Origin of the sequence: Frankia sp. Mgl5 (genome assembly GCF_023242985.1) — a bacterium.
Taxonomy (GTDB): Bacteria; Actinomycetota; Actinomycetes; order Frankiales; family Frankiaceae; genus Parafrankia; species Parafrankia soli.
On sequence record NZ_JALKFY010000824.1, the window covers coordinates 15229 to 30168 of the forward strand.

Annotated in this window: 11 protein-coding genes; 6 read left to right on the forward strand and 5 right to left on the reverse strand. The window is 73.1% G+C overall.

All coding sequences use genetic code 11. From position 1 onward, the window contains the following. Positions 1–28 precede the first annotated feature (28 nt). Positions 29–1432 (reverse strand): N,N-dimethylformamidase beta subunit family domain-containing protein, encoded by a 1404-nt coding sequence (locus MXD62_RS32950; RefSeq protein ID WP_248833261.1) that lies wholly within the window; start codon positions 1430–1432, stop codon positions 29–31. A gap of 400 nt (positions 1433–1832) precedes the next feature. Between MXD62_RS32950 and MXD62_RS32955 the strand changes: the two genes are divergently transcribed. The 4 genes from MXD62_RS32955 (at position 1833) to MXD62_RS32975 (ending at position 7891) form a co-directional block, all read left to right on the forward strand. Further along, entirely contained in the window at positions 1833–2867 is a 1035-nt protein-coding gene (locus MXD62_RS32955) for a S1C family serine protease (protein WP_248833262.1), read from the forward strand. Between the two features lie 432 nt (positions 2868–3299). Then, positions 3300–5111, forward strand: a complete 1812-nt coding sequence (locus MXD62_RS39515; protein ID WP_285224274.1) for a DMT family transporter — start codon at positions 3300–3302, stop codon at positions 5109–5111. A 198-nt stretch (positions 5112–5309) separates the two neighbouring features. Further along, the gene (locus tag MXD62_RS32970) at positions 5310–5951 is read left to right on the forward strand and encodes a MarR family transcriptional regulator (protein WP_248833263.1); all 642 of its coding nucleotides are present in this window, start codon (positions 5310–5312) and stop codon (positions 5949–5951) included. Continuing rightward, a complete protein-coding gene (locus MXD62_RS32975; protein ID WP_248833264.1) occupies positions 5948–7891 on the forward strand; it encodes an MDR family MFS transporter in 1944 nt (647 codons plus the stop codon). The genes MXD62_RS32970 and MXD62_RS32975 overlap by 4 nt, the downstream gene beginning before the upstream one ends. Here the strand turns inward: MXD62_RS32975 and MXD62_RS32980 are convergent. Then, positions 7870–8580, reverse strand: a complete 711-nt coding sequence (locus tag MXD62_RS32980; protein WP_248833265.1) for a helix-turn-helix domain-containing protein — start codon at positions 8578–8580, stop codon at positions 7870–7872. The two genes, MXD62_RS32975 and MXD62_RS32980, sit on opposite strands and share 22 nt — an antisense overlap. A gap of 281 nt (positions 8581–8861) precedes the next feature. On the opposite strand from MXD62_RS32980, the gene MXD62_RS32985 reads away from it, so the two are divergent. Next, the gene (locus MXD62_RS32985; protein ID WP_248833266.1) at positions 8862–9698 is read left to right on the forward strand and encodes a class I SAM-dependent methyltransferase; all 837 of its coding nucleotides are present in this window, start codon (positions 8862–8864) and stop codon (positions 9696–9698) included. Positions 9699–9941: 243 nt separating this feature from the next. After that, a complete protein-coding gene (locus tag MXD62_RS32990) occupies positions 9942–10607 on the forward strand; it encodes an HD domain-containing protein (RefSeq protein ID WP_248833267.1) in 666 nt (221 codons plus the stop codon). A gap of 63 nt (positions 10608–10670) precedes the next feature. On the opposite strand, the gene MXD62_RS32995 is transcribed toward MXD62_RS32990, so the two are convergent. The 3 genes from MXD62_RS32995 to MXD62_RS33005 are packed head-to-tail and all read right to left on the reverse strand — an operon-like array spanning position 10671 to position 14706. Then, complete coding sequence (locus tag MXD62_RS32995) at positions 10671–12014, reverse strand: AAA domain-containing protein (RefSeq protein ID WP_368862485.1); 1344 nt, start codon at positions 12012–12014, stop codon at positions 10671–10673. Positions 12015–12043: 29 nt separating this feature from the next. After that, entirely contained in the window at positions 12044–13531 is a 1488-nt protein-coding gene (locus MXD62_RS33000; RefSeq protein WP_248833269.1) for a hypothetical protein, read from the reverse strand. Then, complete coding sequence (locus tag MXD62_RS33005; protein ID WP_248833270.1) at positions 13528–14706, reverse strand: hypothetical protein; 1179 nt, start codon at positions 14704–14706, stop codon at positions 13528–13530. Before MXD62_RS33005 ends, MXD62_RS33000 begins: the two co-directional genes overlap by 4 nt. Between the last annotated feature and the right edge of the window lie 234 nt (positions 14707–14940).

The following is a 14940-nucleotide window of genomic DNA, read 5'->3' on the forward strand; positions in this document are numbered from 1 at the left end:
GGCACGAGCAGCACGGCGTGCGCGGCGCTCAGCGTTCGACCCCGTCGGCCTTCTCGCGGTAGTCGGTCGGCACGGCGCGGGCCGCCGGGTGCGCCCGCCCGGCGGTGCCGGCGGCGAAGGCCCGGAGCAGGTTCGTCGTGACCTGGGTGGTGAAGGCCCGGGGCGCCGGGCCGTGGACGCCGGGACCGCAGACGTCGTTGAGGGCGCACACCCAGGCGCTGGTGCCGGCGTCGAAGACACCGGCACCGGAGGGCGCCGTGTAGTAGGTGACGTCGGCGAAGTCGGGATCGTCCCGGCAGGTCACCGGCGAGTGACCGAGCACCTCGATCTGGCCGGGGGTTGGCACCGATGCGTCGACCCGGTCGTACTCGGGCCCGATCATCCCGGGGATGCGGTCGCCGGCCGCGGTGCCGGTGCCGGCCAGGAGCCAGTGCCGGGGGTTCCACACCGTCATGTCCGCGTGGGCCGGATTGCACTGGTACATGCCGCCGGTCAGTGAGCTCTCCGGGTCGGCGTTCGGTGGGGAGGGCCAGTTGGCGGTGATCCGTGAGTTGTCGACCCCGTACAGCGGGTCCTCGGCGGCGATCTTGTATCCGGCCTGGGTCCGGTTCGGCCCGGTTGGCGACGCCGACAGGCGGATACGGCGGTACACCGCGTTCGCGCCGAGGAACGCGATGTTCACCCCGCGGTCGCGTGCCGCCGTCAGCGCCGCGCGCATCTCCCGGCTGTAGTACTCGTCATGACCCAGGGAGATCACCGCGCGGGCCCCGTCGAGCAGGTGCGGGTCGGCGTGCAGGTCGATGTCCGTCGCGTACCGGACGGGCAGGCCCAGCCGCTCGGCGAGCATCACCAGCGGCTGCTCGTTGCCGGTGAAGTCCGCGGCGCCGTCCCCGAAGTCGTAGGGCCGGTCGAAGGAGACCACCCTGGCACGGTCGGTGAACTGCCCGGACGGTCCGTGGTAGAGGCTGTAGCCTCCCCAGGCGTTGTAGGCCTGCCAGGTGGTGACCGCGTTGAGGATCACGATCCGGCCCGGCTGCGCCGGGCCGCGGACGGTCAGCGGGACGTAGGCCTGCCAGCCGTCGGCGTCGTCCAGTCGGATCAGGTAGTCGCCCGCCGGCCAGGACGACGTCGCGAACGTCGTCGTCGGCCGCCATGACGTGGCGATCGTGTTCGTTCCCGGTGCCGGGCCCGGCACCGGCTGCCGGACGCCCGGCAACGGGCCCCGATGCTCGACCAGCCGGCACCCGTGACCGTCGTACCAGCCGACCCGGAAGACCGACACCGTGAGCGTCTGCGCCGTGGTCGACGAGAACAGCCGCACCGGCTCGCCGGGCGCGACGCTGGTCCGGTCAGACCAGCCCTCGACCTGGTGGGCGGTTCCCAGCCGCGCGAGCCCGCAGTCTCCCGGCAGCTTCGCGTTCTCCGCGCGCACGTCCAGACCGCCACCGGCATCCGCACCGGATGGCCGGGCGGCTCCGCAGGCTGTGAACGCACCGCACAACCCCGCAACCGCCGCAGCGGCCGCGAACATCACCACACCGAGCCGCGGCCGGCGACGTCCCGGTCGGCAATCGACGACAGCCCGCACGGGCCAGATCTCACCAAGCGTGGCCGGCGGTCACCGACAGCGACACGCGTTCGCCAGGCCGTTCGTTCTTCTCCTCGACCAGGGAGAGCGGCTCGGGGCGGAAGCCGCGACGGACGCTGATCGCAGTCCCTGGCCGCGTGACCATCCGTTCGCCGCTGGTGTGCGAACCGGGGCTGGACCGGGCATCTCTGTCTGGTCCGGGGCGCCGACGGAAGCGCACAAGGAGCGACGGACGGGGGCAGCGATGGGATTCGGACCGCACGCCAGACATGGCCGGGCAGCGGAACTGCTCGTCTGCCTGCTCGCGCTGATCTCGTTCCTGATGGCAGGCACGTCGGGACAGGCCAGGGCGGCGTCCGGGGCGGTCGCGGCGGGATCGGTGGACGTTCCCGACATCGTGTCCCGGGTGGAGCCGTCGGTCGTCACGATCATCGCCGGGTCGGAGCTGGGCAGCGGCGTCGTCTACCGGCAGGACGGCATGATCGTCACCAACCAGCACGTCGTCGCGTCGGCCTCGAACGGGTCGGTGCAGGTGGCGTTCGCCGACGGCCGGCGGATGGCCGGGGACGTCCAGGCCGCGGACAAGATCAGCGACATCGCGGTGGTCCGGGTCGATCGGACCAGACTGCCGACGGCGACATTCCGCCAGCAGCTCCCGCGGGTCGGCGAGCTGGCCGTCGTCATCGGCAGCCCGCTGGGGCTGGAGAACAGCGTGACCGCCGGTATCATTTCGGGGCTCAACCGCATCCTGCCCACCTCCGGCGGTGGCGGGGGCAGCCCGGCGGTCGACCTGATCCAGACGGATGCCGCGATCTCCCCGGGCAACTCCGGCGGGGCGCTGTTGGACGGTCAGGGACGCGTGGTCGGCATCAGCGAGGCGTACGTGCCGCCGCAGAGCGGCGCCGTCTCCCTCGGATTCGCCATCCCGTCGGTGACGGTGGTCGACGCGGTCCGACAGCTCCTCGCTACCGGCAAGGTGCGGCACGCCTTCGTCGGCGTCCAGCTCACCACCCTCCAGCCCCAGATCGCCGCGGCCCTGGGGCTGGACGTCGACAGCGGGGCGCTTGTCCTGGACGTCACCGACAACAGCCCCGGGCAGAAGGCGGGGCTGCGTCCCGGGGACGTGATCCTGTCCTTCGACGGCAAACCGGTCTCCTCCGCGGAGGACTTCAGCGCGCGGCTGCGGGCGGTCGCCCCCGGGGACACGGTGGCCCTGGGGATCGACCGCGACGGGAACAACCGGCAGATCCAGGTCACGGTGACGGACCAGCCGACCTGAGCGTGCGCTGATCTCGCGGAGGTGGCCGCGGCATTTCCGCGAGCCGCCCAGCACCCGCCCGGACTCGGCGCCGCGTGGATGCCGCACGTGCCCCGACCGGGTCCGCTCACGGAGGAGGGCCGCTCGCCCAGAGGTGCCGGTCGCGACAGCGTGAGCTGGGCCGCCGCGCACCGTCGACGGGGGGCGCGACCTCGGCTCCCGCGTGGCCGCGGGTCAGGGTGCCGTCCCATACTGTTGCCTCCGGCGTGGCCGGCGGGCCCTCACCCCCCGCGCGCGTCGGGGGTCAGAAACGCGAAGAGACCACCAACCGGACACGGCTGGATCAACCACCTGTATCCGGTGGTGATCCTCCGGAAGGCGCCTGCCACGGTATTCCGTGGATCGGGCAGGATGTTCACAGACAGCGCCGCCCGGCGCGGGACGAGACTAGAGATGGTGACGACCTACCTGCTGGGCCTGGTATCCGCGGTGTGCTTCGGCATCTCCGCGGTGATCCAGCAGCGTGTCGCGTTCCACGCGCCGCCCGAGAACGTGCTGCGGCTGAGGCTGCTGCTCTGGCTGGTCCGCCGTCCGCTCTGGGACGTCGGCGTGTGCCTCTCGGCGATCGGCACGTTCGCGTCGGCGGCCGCGCTGGCCCGCTCGACGATCGCGTTCGTCGCCCCACTTCAGGTGTGCCAGCTGCTGTTCGCGCTGCCGCTGGCGGCCGTCTGGGCCCGAAGACGGGTCCCGCGGCGCGACTGGGCCGCCGCGGCCGCGACAGCACTCGGCCTGGGGACCTTCCTGCTCGCCGGGGATCCGCACCAGGGTGATGTCGACGCGGCGACGACCGTGGGCTGGATCCTCACCGGCGCGTCGGTGGGCGGCCTGGCCACGTGGGCGGTGCTCGGCACCCGCCGGCTGGACCCGGCCCGCCGCGCCACCCTGCTCGCCGGCGGGGCCGGCCTGCTCTCCGCGCTGCAGGGGGCCCTCGTCGGCGGGGTCGGCAGGCTCGTGGAGACGTCCGGGATCGGCGCACTGCCGACCTCGTGGCAGACGTACGCGGTGGTCGTGGTGGCGCTGACCAGCGGCCTGCTCCTGCAGAGCGCCTACGAGATGGCCCCGCTGCCCGCCTCGCTGCCGGCCGCGGTGAGCATGGAGCCCCTCGCCGGCGTCGCCATCGGCGTGTTCCTGCTCGGCGGGATGCTGCGGGTCGGGCCGCTCGCCGTCGCCGGGCAGATCGCCGGCCTGATGATCATGATCTTCGGGGTGCGGACGCTCGCGACCTCGCCGCTGGTGACCGGGCAGCTGTCCCGGCTGCGGGCCCGCCAGTCGCAGGGCCAGCTCTCCCGACTCGAGGACCTGCTCCACCGCGACCTGGAGACGCTGCGCACCGACCTGAGCCGGGGGCGCCGCGCCAGCACCGACCGCGCACAGCGCCGGCAGTGCCGCCGCCTGCACAACGACCTCGACCGCATCCACTGCGAGCTCGCGAAGCTGGTCGACGACCGCGACCGGCTCGACGCCCGCATCCACTCGCTGCACACCGCCAGCGCGAAAGCGGCCACGATCTCCGGGCGCGCGGCCGGCGAGAGCCTGACGGGAAAGGACTCGGCCGGCAAGAGTTCGGTTGACACGGACTCGCCCGGGAAGCGCTCGGCCGGCAAGAGCCCGGCAGGGAAGGGCTCGGGCGGCAGGGGCGCGGCCGGCGCCGGCAAGAAGGCGGCCGACCGGAGCGCGGCCCGCGGCCGGCGCGGGCCCGGCGGAACACACGAGGCCAACGGCCACTCCGGGCATCCTGGACTCGGGCAGCCAGGTCACCCTGGGCAGCCGGGGCTCGCCGGGCATGCCACCACGGGGCGGCCGGAGACCGGACCGCCCCGGGGGACGGCGCCGCGGCCCCGGCGTGCCCCCGGGATCGAGTCACACCCGCGGCGGGCGGCGACCGCCGCCCGCCTGCCCCGGGAGGGCCGGCCACTGGCGCGGGCCGCCGGCCCCGGCGGTGCGCAGGGTCAGCCGGGCGGCGCACCGGGCAACGGGACCGGCCCGAGCACGGGAAACGGCGCGAGCAGGGGAACCGGCCCGAAGGCGGGCACCGGCCCGCGTACGGGTGCTGGTGCCGGCCTGGGTGACGCGGCGGACGTCCTGACCGATCACGAGCTCACCGAGTCGCAGCGTGCCCTGGACGCGCGGGCTGATGCGCTCCTCTCCCAGGCCGAGCAGCTCTCACTGAAGGCCGACACGGTGCTGCGCTCCATGGTCCACTGATCACCAGACCCTCTGACCAGGCCTACCCTTGAGACACTGTGAGTCAGATCACTTAAACACGGCGTGATGCGGGGTCGCCATTCGCCGGGGCGTTAATTGTATGCTGCAGCCAATTGCCGACCACGTTAGCCGTCGCCGGTCGACGCCGGCGGTTCACGAGACACCGCGGCCACCGACGGCAGGGAGAGCTCCGCGAGCATGGACGAGACAGCGACCACAGACAGCAAGGCACCCGGCGGCAGGGCACCCATGATCGCCACCGCCCCGCACGACACCCCGATCGAACGTGAAGAGCAGGTCGCGCAGCTCGCGGATGATCTGGCTCGGCTGATGCGCGGGCTCACCCGCGCCCGGGCCCAGCTCCTCGCCAAGGCGCGTCACGACGTGGAGTGGGCGGCGCAGATCCTCATCTCGCACCTGGCCGCGGGCGGCCCGATGCGCCTCGGCGCCCTCGCGACCTCGGTCCAGTCCGACCCGTCGACCGTCAGCAGGCAGATCGCCGCGCTGGTGCGCACCGGCTACGTCGAGCGGCGCGCCGACCCCGACGACGGCCGGGCGGTGGTGCTGTATGTCACCGAGGCCGGCGAGCAGGTCTACCGGGATCATCTCCAGGTTCGCAACGAGCGCTACCAGGGCATGCTCGCCCGCTGGAGCAGCGAGGACCTCGTCACCTTCGCCACCATGCTGCGCCGGTTCGGTGACGACATGGAGGCCCACCAGCCCGCCTGGACGACGAAGCCGACCAGCGCACTGTCCGGAATGACAAGGACCCAGGACGCCCACGACGCACCCTCGGGCGACACCGGCACCGGTCCTTCGACAGAGGAGGACTGCCGATGACCACCGAGACCGTGGCGCCGACGCCCGCGGCACCGAGCGGAGGGCTCAGCCACCGGCAGATCATGACGATCGTGACCGCGCTGCTGCTCGGGACGTTCCTCGCCGCGCTCGACCAGACCGTGGTCGCGACGGCCATCCGACGCATCGGGGACGACCTGCACGGGCTGTCCGCGCAGGCCTGGGTGACGACCGCCTTCCTCATCACCTCCACTGTCACGACGCCGCTGTACGGGAAGCTGTCCGACATCTACGGCCGCAAGCCGTTGTTCATGCTCGCGATCTCGATCTTCATCGTCGGCTCGGTGCTGTGCGGGATCGCGTCCAACATGTACGTGCTCGCCGGGTTCCGAGCCCTGCAGGGCCTCGGCGCCGGCGGGCTCTTCGCGCTCGCAATGTCGATCATGGCGGACATCGTGTCGCCGCAGCAGCGTCCCAAGTACATGGCGTACTTCATGGCGACGTTCGCGACCTCCAGCGTGGCCGGTCCGGTCATCGGCGGCTTCCTGTCGGGCCGCGACAGCGTGCTCGGCCTCGCCGGCTGGCGGTGGATCTTCTGGGTGAACGTCCCGATCGGCCTGATCGCCCTGGTCGTCGTCAACAGGGTGCTGCGCCCGACCACCCAACGGGGGTCGACGAGGATCGACTGGTGGGGTACGGGCGCGATCGTGGCCGCGGTCGTCCCGCTGCTCCTGGTCGCCGAGCGCGGCCGCGAGTGGGGCTGGGTCTCGATCGCCTCGATCGCCTGCTACGTGATCGGCGTGGCCGGCCTGGCCGGCTTCGTGCTGGCCGAGCGGCGGATGGGCGACGACGCGCTGATCCCCCTGCGGCTGTTCCGCATCCACACGTTCTCGGTGAGCTCGGCGCTCTCGATCGTCGTCGGCATGGGTATGTTCGGCGGGCTGGCCGCGCTCCCGCTGTACCTGCAGATCGTCAAGGGCGCGTCGCCGACCAAGGCGGGCCTCCTGCTGCTCCCGCTCATGTTCGGGGTCATGGCCGCGTCGATGACGTCCGGACGGCTGACGGCGCGCAGCGGCCGGTACCGCCGCTACCCGATCATCGGATGCGTGGCGCTGCTCGTCGCACTCGGCCTGCTGTCGTTCGTCGGCGCCGACACCCCCCTGTGGCAGACCGACCTGTACATGCTGCTGTTCGGCGCCGGGCTCGGGCTGAACATGCAGACCCTCGTCCTGGCCATGCAGAACTGCGTCGCGCCACGCGACATCGGCGTCGCGACCGCCTCGGCGACCTTCTTCCGGCAGATGGGCGGCACGCTCGGGACGGCGATATTCCTCTCGATCCTCTTCGGTGCCGCACCGTCCAGGATCGCCGACGCCTACTCCGCGGCCGAGGGCACCCCGGAGTTCGCCGCGGCGGCCGCGGCGCACCCGGACCAGCTCCAGCAGGTCACCTCAAGTGGCTCGCTGGACGACACCGGTTTCCTCCAGTCCATCGAGAAGGCCATCGCCCACCCGTTCATGGTCGGTTTCTCCGACGCGATGGACGTGGTGTTCCTGGTCGGCGTCGGTGTCCTCGTGCTCGGTCTGGTGCTGGCGCTGCTGCTGCGCGAGGTCCCGCTGCGCACCATGTCCGGCCTCGAGGCCGCGAAGGCCGAAGCGGCGAAGACCGAGGCCGCCAGGCTGGCCGAGACACCTCGGCCGGCGGGGGCCGCGGGCACCACCGACTCGGCTGGCCTGGCGGAGTCGGCGGGTATGGCCGAATCGGTTGGTATCGCCGAGCCGGCGGGCATCGCCGACTCAGCTGACCTGGACGAATCAGACCTGGACGAATCGGCGGGCAGGGCCGAATCGGCCGACATGGACGGGTTGGCTGACATGGCCGAGTTGGCCGACGTGGCCGAGTTGGCCGACGTGGCCGAGCCAGCCGGCGTGGCCGGCCCGAGGCCCGCGGCCGGGGCACCTCAGGGCGAGACAGCCTCCTGATCGCGGCGTAACCTGCCCCGCCGCAGCCCCTCGGCGAAGGCGGTGGTGCTGAACCACTCCGGGAACGCCCGCACGAGTCGGGCGGGACCATGCAGGCGCACGTGCCCGTCCACCGTGAGCTCGCGGAAGGACGCGACCCCCACCAACCAACGGTGCATGTGCGCGGTCTCGGCCTCGAGGGTCAGATCGACGTCCCGGCCCGGGTCCTCCCGGCACACGGTCACGGTGCGCTCGTCGATGTCGAGCCACCCCTCGGCCGCTCCGGCGCCGGTGAGGACGAGATGCACGATGGTCCGTCGGTCGGGCAGCTCGCTCCCTACGGCGCACTGGTGCATGCGCCACATCAGGGTCAGGCCGTCGCAGTCTTCGTCGCTCGGGTCTCCGAACATCCACTCCGCAGCCCACTGGCCGAGTGCCCAGACCACGGACGTCAGCGCCGTTCCAGCCGGAGTCAGCGAGTACCGGACCTGCCGCCCCGGCACGGCCGCGGCGCGGTGCACCAGGCCACGCCGCTCGAGCGTCCGCAGCCGCTGCGCCAGCAGGGTCCGGCTCAGCCTCGGCAGGCCGCGGTGGATCTCGTTGAACCCGCTCGCGCCGACACTGAGCTCGCGGAGGACAAGCGGCGTCCATCGGTCTCCGACGACCTCGACGCCGACGGCGATCGGACAGTACTCGGCGTGGCGGGCCATACCCGGATGGTCGCACCGGGCGGGCGCCGGCGGTAGTACAGATCCCGTACCGGTCTGCGCCCCGGCCTGAGCCCACGGCCCCGCCCTGCGCCGTCCCACCCCGCCCTGCCCTGCCTGCCGGGACCGCGCCCGGACCGCGGATTCACGGACGGCGGACGGTACCAACACAGCACGGGCAGGACCAGTACGGGATCGGTACTCGTCGGTTGGATCGTGCGCGACGCATCCTCGTGGCCGACGACGTCGTGCCCACACGGCACCCCCGCGGGAGGAGCACCTTCATGGCCACCACACAGACCCCACCGGCCCGACCGGACCTGGCCGACATCACGACCCGGCAGCAACGGGTCTGGTCCAGCGGCAACTTCGCGATGGTCGCGTCCCGCATCGTGCTCACGAGTGAGCTGCTGGCCGACGCCGCCGACCTGCGGGCAGGCTGGCAGGTGCTGGACGTCGCCTGCGGCACCGGGAACGCGGCCATCGCGGCGGCCCGGTCCGGGACGCGGGCCGTCGGCATCGACTACGTCCCCGAGCTGCTCGCGGACGCGCGGGCGCGTGCCGGCGCCGAGGGTCTCGACGTCGAGTTCCGCGTCGGCGACGCCCAGGACCTGCCGGTCGACGACGACTCGTTCGACGCGGTCCTCAGTGCCTTCGGCGCGATGTTCGCTCCCGACCACGAGCGCACCGCCCACGAGATCGTGCGTGCCGCGCGCCCGGGCGGGACGGTGGCACTCGCGTCATGGCGACCAGACGGGTTCATCGGCGACATGTTCCGGGTCATCACCGCACGCGTCCCAGGCCCGCCCGGGGTGCCGTCCCCGCTGCTGTGGGGAACCGAGCCGCACCTCGCCGATCTCTTCGGCGGTGCGATCGCCGACGTCCGCTCGACCGAACGGATCTGCACCTTCCGGTTCTCGGCCGCGGAGGAGTTCGTGGAGTTCTTCCGACGCTGGTACGGGCCGACTCACGTGGCGTTCGAGTCGCTCGACCCGACGGAGCGGAGAAACCTCGCGGCCGATCTCACGGACCTCGCGCGACGTTGGGACCGGTACCGCGGCGATCAGGACGCGGTCGCGCTGCCGGCCACCTATCTCGAGACCGTGATCACTCTCCGTTAGACCCCGGAGCAACTCTCCACGCACGAGCAATGGAGGCACGGCGGGAATCAACCATGACCGCATCATTGTCAACCCGATAGATGATCGGACTCTGTTCACACCGCAAGATGACGCACCTACCCCCGAATCCGCGCACACTGAGGGCTGGCGCCGGTTCCCAGCCTGCCCGCGAGCCGGCGAACACCCGGACCGCGGGCACGGCGGGACGGCGGCCGGCAGGCGCAGGCAATACGAGGAGGCCAGGTGTCGCAGTCCCCGCTCTCAGGAGAAGCGAAGTCACAGCCCTCGCCGGGTGAACCGGTCGCCACTCTCCCCTCCGCACCCGACTCACGCCTCGCGCGGCAGCTCGCGTTCATCCTGGAAATCGACAAGCTCAAGTCGGTGCTGCGGCAAAGCGTGCTCGCCGACGGATCACGCCAGGAGAACGACGCCGAGCACTCCTGGCACCTGGCCATGATGGCCATCGTGCTCGGCGAGTACGCCGACGAGGAGGTGGACACCGGCCGCGTCCTGCGGATGCTGCTCGTCCACGACCTGGTCGAGATCTACGCGGGGGACACGTTTCTCTACGATCCCGCCGGGGCGGCCGAGCAGGAGGCGCGGGAGCGAGCGGCCGCCGACCAGCTGTTCCCCCGCCTGCCGCGGGATCAGGCCGTGCAGCTGCGCAGCCTGTGGGAGGAGTTCGAGGCCCGGCGCACCCCCGACGCGCGTTTCGCCCGCGCCCTGGACCGGGTCCAGCCGCTGATCCTGAACTACGCGACGGGCGGCGGGAGCTGGCAGACCCACGGCGTGCGGGCCGAGGACGTCCTGGCCCACCAGCGCGTGATCTCCGAGGGCTCGCACGCCCTGTGGGAGTACATCAGCCAGCTCGTGGGTGACGCCGTCCGCCGCGGCTACCTGGCGGCGTGAGCCGCGCCCCGATCGGGGCGCGGCGAGCCACCCGCACCGGCTTCCCCTGCTCGGCGGCTGACCTCAGCCGCCGGCCTGGACGCTCCTGGACGCGAGGTGGGCCAGGACGGCCTGGTTCGCGGCCCAGCCGTCCGGGAACTTCACCGGCTCCCCCAGGTGCACCGGGTCACTGGTCGGATGGGTGTCGAGCAGGTCCCGGATGCCGGCCCGGGCGACCACCACACACGCCTGCCGGTGCCGGGAGGCGAGGACGCACAGCCGGCCGGCCTCAAGGTGGAACGCGGTCGCGTCACGCCGCCCGGAAAGCGGGTGCAGCACCACGGTGACGTCGTACTCCCGCCCCTGCAGGCGGTTGGCCGTGTCGACAACGACCTGCCCCGGCCCGGCGCCGTCGGCGAGGTCACCGAGCGCCGCGCGGATGGCGACGACCTGGTCGCGATGGGCGGCTCCCACCGCGACCCGGTCGGGGGTGACGGCCCGTTCGTCGGTGCCCGATCGCGCGGTCGCCCCGCGTTCGACGAGCCGCCGGGCGACGTCGGCCACCGCGCTCACCGCTTCGGCGTCCGTGCGGACGGTGTGCCGGGCCGGCAGCTCGAGCAGCCCCCATCCGGTCGCGGCGGCGAGGTCGAGCACCTCGTCGGCGGGGCCGCGGGCGTGGCCCGGGATAGTCAGGGCGCGTTCGCCGGGGCCGGTGCCCGTCCGGAAGCCGACGAACGGGTAGAAGGCGTCCGCGACGACCGACTGGGCGGTGTGCGGCAGGCGCCAGGAGACGGGCAGGCGGTGCACGGGCAGGTCGGGGTTCGCCCGCTGGAGCACCGCCACCGCGCTCTGGGTGGGGTTCCAGACCAGGCCGTGCCAGCGGTCGTTCGCGACCGTCGAGAACGGGTCGAGCTGGCCCGGGTCACCGACGAACAGCGCCCGCTCGAAGCGGGAGGCGATGGCCAGCAGGGTGTCCGAGCGCATCTGGTACGCCTCGTCGATGATGGCCCACGGCCAGGTCCCCTCCCGGACGTACGCCCACTTCGCCGCGGTGGAGATCGTCACTTCGGGATCACCGAGACCGGCGATGTCGCTGGCGGTGACGATGTTCGGCAGGTTCGCGATGCGGGCCGAAGGCGCGTATCCCGCCCGGCCGAGCCGGCCGACCCGGGCGTGGGGAACCTCGTCGGCGAGCCGCGCGGCGAGCCGTTCCACCAGGTCGTCGACCTGCTCGTTGGTCTGCGCGACGATCATCAGCGGCTCGCCGGACCCGGCGATGACCGCGGCCGCCCGGACGACGAGGGTCGACTTCCCCGCGCCGGGCGGCGAGTCGACGATGACCCCGCGGCTGTGGCCGCGCCGCAGGTCGCCCAAAATCGCCTGGATGACCCGCTCGGCCTCCTCCGCCGCCGAAGCCGACGAGGTCACCGAGGCCGACGAGGTCACCGAAGCTGTGCTCACTCCCAGGCCTCCGCCGTGTCCTGCTCGCTCGGTTCGTAGGGCTGCGGCGGGCCGCCGTGCGTCCACGGGGTGTCCTCCGCCTCCGGCATGGTGGCGGAGCGGACGCCGTCCGCCAGCACGCTGCTGTAGCAGAGGCTTTCGCCGACCTCCGGGACGGAACCGGGGGCCGGCGCCGCCGACCGGCCCATCCCGTTCTGCGCCTCCAGGGTGACCAGGATGCCGGCGTCGCACGGCTCGAGGGCGGTGACGACGCACTCCTGCCGGCGGCGTCGGGTGGCGACGACCTTCATGCCGAGCGCCAGCCGGACCGGGTCCTCGGTGCGCAGCGTCACCAGCGGGCGGGTGACCAGCCGGCCCTTGCCGCGTCCGTTGGGCACCCTGCGATCACGGTCGACGGCGACGACCGAGCCGAGGAACGCCTCGCCGGTGACCCGGTGGTCGGCCATGACGAGCGGGTCGTCGAAAGCGCGTTCGGCGTCGTAGGAGGCCTGGGCCCGCTCCATCCGGTTCAGGCGGCGCGCGGCGGCGACCGCGCCGTCCCGCCGGGCCTGCGGCAGGCCCTCCTCGATCATGTAGGTGTGGAATCCGGTGTACCGGGAGCGGTCGATCTCCCACCGCCCCGGCACCGACGCGCCGCCGGGCAGCGCGCGGAGCCGGTCGAGGGCGCGCCACACGAGGTCCCAGGTCGGCCGGAGCTGGCTGTGCAGCGCCTCTTCCAGCCGCTTCACGGCGTCGGGCAGCTGGGACGGGTCCGTCACGGCGTCGTAGGCCGCGATCGCTGGGGCGAGCACCTCGTTGTCGAACCCGGGGTCGGTCGTCGGGCCGGCCGGTGGGCAGTGCCGAGGGTCCTCGGCCAGGCGGGCCGCGGCCGGGCCGCCGGCGCCCGCGGGCGGGTCGATCCAGCCCATGAGCGCGGCGAGGTTCGCGTCCTCCAGCGCGCTCTGCCCGGTCGCCCAGTGCAGGGAGAGCATCTCCGTGGCCGCCCGCATCAGGGACGAGCCGGGCACTTCGGCCCGCTCCGCGAAGAAGGTGAGCCACCGGCCGAGCAGCGGCACGCTCGGTTCCACGGCGTAGTCGCCGGTGGTCGTGCGGAACCGGGTGGAACGTCCGAAGAGCCGCACGAACGCGACCCCGGCCTGGTTCGGGACGATCAGCTGCGGCGCGTCGACGGTCCGTGGCCCGTTCGTGAGCTCCTCGATGTCAGCGGCGAAGCCGAGCACGTAGGGGAGGAAAATCTCGGCCAGGCGGGCGGCGAAGGTGAACCGCAGGTCGCGGTTGCGGGGCTGGGGCACGACGAGCAGCTCCGGGCGCTCGCGTTCGGTGCCCACCATGGCGGCCAGCGGCGCGTTCGCCTCACCGGCCATCGCCAGCGGCACGAGAATCAGCGGGCGCGCGGCGAGGTGCACGTGCCGGACGGTGGCGGTCGGCACCGCGGTTCCGGACGCCGCCGCCAGCGCACGGGCGTACGAGCTGATCGCCGTCATGGGGTCGGGCCGCGATCCCCCGCCGCGTGTTCGGTGGCGGGTCCCGCCGCGAGTCCCGCGGCGTACATCCGGGCTGTCGTGCGCAGCCGGTCGGCCGCCTCGGCCTGGTCCGCGGTGGGTGCACGGGTGCCGGCGGCGAGCTCGAGCACCTCGGCGACGGTCTCGACACCGCCCAGCTCCTCGCGCACGCTCGCGCCGAGCGCGGCGGTCCGGCCCGCGGCCTCGTGCCGGCATCGGAACGCCAGCTCGCACATGGAGAGGCAGTCCGGCGTGTACCGGGCGTCGAGACGGCTGAGCCCGGCGGCGAGCTCGGCCGCGGGGCGGGTCGGCCGGCCGTCGGGCCCCGGCGCGAGATCGAAGGTCAGGTCCGGCGGGAGCGCGGCGACCAGCGCGTCGACGGCGCTGAGCCGGGCGAGCTGATGGTCGAGGACGAGAAGTTGGCGCCGGACGTCGATCCTGGTCGCCATCGGGGCGTTCGAGAAGTCCCTGGGGCACACCAGGACCACGTCATGGGACACCGCGTCCGGCCGGCCGAGCAGCCGGCGCAGCGCCAGGACGTAGACCGCGGCCTGGATGGCGGCCGCCGCGACCTTCTCGCCCTCCGCCTGGCCGTCGATGACGGGAAAGGACTTGATCTCGACCACGTGGAACAGCCCGCCGGGACGGACGAGGACGAGGTCCGGTTCGAGGTGGACGTCCTGGCCGCCGACGGCGAGCCGCAGCAGCGGGTGGGTGATCAGGACAGGCCGGTCGGTACCGCCGGCCGTGCGCAGTGCGGCGACGGTGCGTTCGTGGCGCGCGGCCAGGGTCTCGTCGGGCTCGGCGTCGCCGGTGACGAGCAGCGGCTCGCCCGCCGCTGTTCCCCCGGACTCGATCCCCCCGGGCTCGATCCCGAGGCACTCATGGAACATGCGGAGCAGGTCGGCGCAGCCGTCGGCCTTGACCCGGGCCTCGAAGACGTTGCCGCGGACGATCGCGAAGCGCGACTGGCCGAAGGCGGCCGGGAAGCCCACCTGGCGGGCCAGGAGGTCCTTGTCGACGCCGGCGGCGTCGAGCACCCCGCGGCGCGCGCAACCCGGATTGCGGGTCAGCGCCGCGATGGTCCGCGCGTCGTGCCGCCTGGGCGGAGCGGAGCCGCGGATGCGGTCCAGGCGTGACTCGGTCCGGTCCTGCACTGACTCACCCGGATGCACTGACCCACCCTCATGACGGTCGTCGTCGCGGAGCAACCGCGGGCAACGATGCCTCCGGCGGGGGCATCCGTCCAGTCTTCTGCCGGCATGTCGGTCAATGGGTTTGACGGATTGGTCGGCCGGAGCCGCGGGGGGGGGGGGCCGCCCCCCCCCCCCCCCCCCCCCGGGCCCCCCCCCCCGGGGGGGGGGCCCCCCCCCCCCCCCCGCGCCGGGGAC

What these genes read in the sequence shown, in the direction of transcription:
- MXD62_RS32955 (WP_248833262.1), top strand. Translation starts at nt 1,833, where the DNA reads ATGGGATTCGGACCGCACGCCAGACATGGCCGGGCAGCGGAACTGCTC.
- MXD62_RS39515 (WP_285224274.1), top strand. Translation starts at nt 3,300, where the DNA reads ATGGTGACGACCTACCTGCTGGGCCTGGTATCCGCGGTGTGCTTCGGC.
- MXD62_RS32970 (WP_248833263.1), top strand. Translation starts at nt 5,310, where the DNA reads ATGGACGAGACAGCGACCACAGACAGCAAGGCACCCGGCGGCAGGGCA.
- MXD62_RS32975 (WP_248833264.1), top strand. Translation starts at nt 5,948, where the DNA reads ATGACCACCGAGACCGTGGCGCCGACGCCCGCGGCACCGAGCGGAGGG.
- MXD62_RS32980 (WP_248833265.1), bottom strand. Translation starts at nt 8,580, where the DNA reads ATGGCCCGCCACGCCGAGTACTGTCCGATCGCCGTCGGCGTCGAGGTC.
- MXD62_RS32985 (WP_248833266.1), top strand. Translation starts at nt 8,862, where the DNA reads ATGGCCACCACACAGACCCCACCGGCCCGACCGGACCTGGCCGACATC.
- MXD62_RS33000 (WP_248833269.1), bottom strand. Translation starts at nt 13,531, where the DNA reads ATGACGGCGATCAGCTCGTACGCCCGTGCGCTGGCGGCGGCGTCCGGA.